We start from the raw sequence: 2,813 nt of genomic DNA, 5'->3' as shown, positions 1-2,813 counted from the left end.
AGACATGGGGCGTCTCCATCCAGGGCGGAACCGGCAGGTCTTTGCTGCGCAGGAATTCCGGATTGTAGAGTTTTGATTGGTAGCGGTTGCCATAGTCGCAGAGGATCGTCACGACGGTGTGGCCCGGCCCCAGATCGCGCGCAAGGCGGATGGCGCCGGCGACATTGACGCCGGCCGAGCCGCCGAGGCAGAGGCCTTCATGCTCGACAAGGTCGAACAGGACCTTGAGCGCTTCGTCATCGGTGATGCGGTAGGCCTTGTCGACCAGAACGTCTTCGAGGTTTCCGGTGATGCGGCCCTGTCCGATGCCTTCGGTGATGGACGTGCCTTCGGCTTTCAGCTCGCCGGTCGTGTAATAGGAAAACAGCGCGGCGCCGCCCGGATCGGCGAGGCCAATGGTGACGGCCTTGTTCTTTTCCTTGAGGGCCAGCGAGACACCGCCCAGCGTGCCGCCCGTGCCGACCGCGCAGATGAAGCCGTCGAGCTTGCCGCCCGTCTGCTCCCAGATTTCCTGGCCGGTCGTCTTGTAATGTGTGCGGCGGTTGGCCTGGTTGTCGAACTGGTTGGCCCATATCGCGCCATTGGTTTCGCTCGCGGCGAGTTCCTCGGCGAGACGGCCGGAATAGCGGACGTAATTGTTGGGATTGGCGTAGGGGACGGCGTCCACTTCGATCAGCTCCGCCCCGAGGAGGCGGATGGCGTCCTTCTTCTCCTGGCTCTGCGTGCGCGGCATGACGATGACCACACGGTATCCGAGTGCCTTGCCAACAAGGGCAAGGCCGATGCCGGTGTTTCCGGCCGTGCCTTCGACGATCGTGCCGCCGGGCCTCAGCAGGCCGGCCGCCTCAGCCTCGCGGATGATTCCCAGGGCCGGGCGGTCCTTGACGGACTGGCCGGGGTTCAGGAATTCGCACTTGCCGAGGATCTCGCAGCCTGTGGCCTCTGAAGCACTGTTCAGGCGCAGGAGCGGGGTATTGCCGATGAGGTCTATGACAGACCGGTGAATGGTCATGGAACGGGATACTCAGATTGGAGTTACTTACGGTGTGGCAGGCTACGACTGCCTGTCGCGCGGTTCAATCCGCACTGTTGCGGAAACTGATCCGCAATTCAGCACAGAGCGTAGAAATCATAGAGAAACCTGATTGGATCAACTGCAATGACCCTTAAGCGATTGAGCCTTGTTGCCCTTGTGGCGCTGATGGGCGCAGCCCTGCCGGCTTCTGCGGATAATGCACCTGCGCCGGTGAAAGAGAATGGCTGGGCGCCGAGCGCAGGCGACGAAATCCGTTTCAACGTGCTGCGCCAGGGCAATGCCTTTGGCAGCCATGTGGTCCGGTTCGAAGAGGGGGCTGGCGGGCTGGTGGTCAAGACCGACGTGTCGCTGCGCGCCGGGCTCGGGCCCATCACAGTGTTCCGTTACGAATTGAATGCGCAGGAAACCTGGCAGAATGGCGAACTTGTCTCTGTCACGGGCCGCGTGAATGATGATGGCAAGCGGGGCACTGTTTCGGCCTCGCGGCAGGGCGGCGCGCTGACGGTCGACGGCACCGCCTTCAAGGGCGAGGCGCCGGAGAGCGCCGTGCCGGCGAGCCATTGGAACTATGCCCAGACTAAGACAAACCAGCTGCTCTCGACTGAGGACGGCGAGATTCTTGATGTGACCGTGATTCCCAAAGGGCGCGAGACGATCCGCGCAGGCGGCCAGCAGATTGAGGCGAACCGTTACCTGCTCGATTCCGACATCGATGTGGACCTCTGGTATGATGATGAGGGCCGCTGGGTGAAGCTCGCCTTCGAGGCGCGCGGCCAGCAGATCGAGTATGTGCTCGACCGCCTCTACTAACTTTATCGAGCAGTACGATTCATGGCGCGGCTGAGGCTCATTCTGGGTGACCAGCTGTCACCTGATATTTCATCTTTGCGGGATGCCGATACTGGCCAGGACCTGATCCTGATCGCCGAGGTGATGGAGGAGGCGACTTATGTGCGCCATCATAAGAAGAAGATCGCCTTTCTTTTCGCTGCCATGCGCCATTTTGCGCGCGAACTGGAGGATGCTGGACACCGGGTGCGATACGTGCGGCTGGATGATCCTGCCAATCAAGGATCGCTGAGGGCGGAAGTCGCGCGGGCGCTGGAGGACGAGCCGGAACTTGACGGCGTCGTCGTGACCAAGCCGGGTGAATGGCGGCTGCTGCAGGATATGGACAGCTGGCGGGACCTGTTCCCGGTCGAAGTCGAACTGCGCGAGGACACGCGGTTCATTGTGCCGCTGAGCGAGTTTGCGGACTGGGCCGAGGGCCGCAAGCAGCTGCGGATGGAGTATTTCTACCGCGATGTGCGACGCAAGACCGGGCTCTTGTTGGATGAGGGCGAACCGGCGGGCGGCCAGTGGAATTACGACCAGGAGAACCGCAAGCGCCTCCCGGCGAGTGTGGTGCCGCCGCCGCGCTATCTGCCGGAAGCCGATGCGCTGACGCGTGAGGTGATTGATCTTGTCCGAGATCGGTTTCCCGATCACTTCGGCGATCTCGAGCCCTGGGTGTTTGCCACCACGCGGGCAGGGGCTGAACAGGCGCGGGACCATTTCATCACGGACATCCTGCCCGGCTTCGGGGACTGGCAGGACGCGATGGCGAAGGGCGAGCCCTGGATGTGGCATTCGCTGCTGGCGCTCTACATCAATTGTGGCCTGCTGGACCCGCTGGATGTGTGCCGGCGCGTGGAGGCGGCGTACCGGGACGGGCAGGCGCCGCTGAATGCCGCGGAAGGGTTCATCCGCCAGATCATCGGCTGGCGCGAATATGTGC

General features: G+C 62.6%; 3 protein-coding genes. 2 read left to right on the top strand and 1 reads right to left on the bottom strand.

Annotation, left to right across the window (positions count from 1 at the left end; all coding sequences use genetic code 11):
• A partial coding sequence (locus tag ACK4SV_RS16625; RefSeq protein WP_409918961.1) for a cysteine synthase A occupies nt 1-1,012 on the bottom strand: 1,012 nt, incomplete at its 3' end.
• Between the two features lie 147 nt (nt 1,013-1,159).
• Here ACK4SV_RS16625 and ACK4SV_RS16620 point away from each other — a divergent pair.
• Together ACK4SV_RS16620 and ACK4SV_RS16615 are read left to right on the top strand one after the other, a co-directional pair.
• Complete coding sequence (locus ACK4SV_RS16620) at nt 1,160-1,846, top strand: DUF6134 family protein (protein ID WP_409918960.1); 687 nt, start codon at nt 1,160-1,162, stop codon at nt 1,844-1,846.
• A 21-nt stretch (nt 1,847-1,867) separates the two neighbouring features.
• On the top strand, nt 1,868-2,813 hold a 946-nt coding region (locus tag ACK4SV_RS16615; RefSeq protein ID WP_409918959.1), incomplete at its 3' end, for a cryptochrome/photolyase family protein.

This window comes from Hyphomonas sp. (assembly GCF_046313735.1).
Taxonomy (GTDB): Bacteria; Pseudomonadota; Alphaproteobacteria; order Caulobacterales; family Hyphomonadaceae; genus Hyphomonas.
Note: the sequence above shows the minus strand (reverse complement) of the source record. Positions and strands in the feature narration are given on the sequence as shown.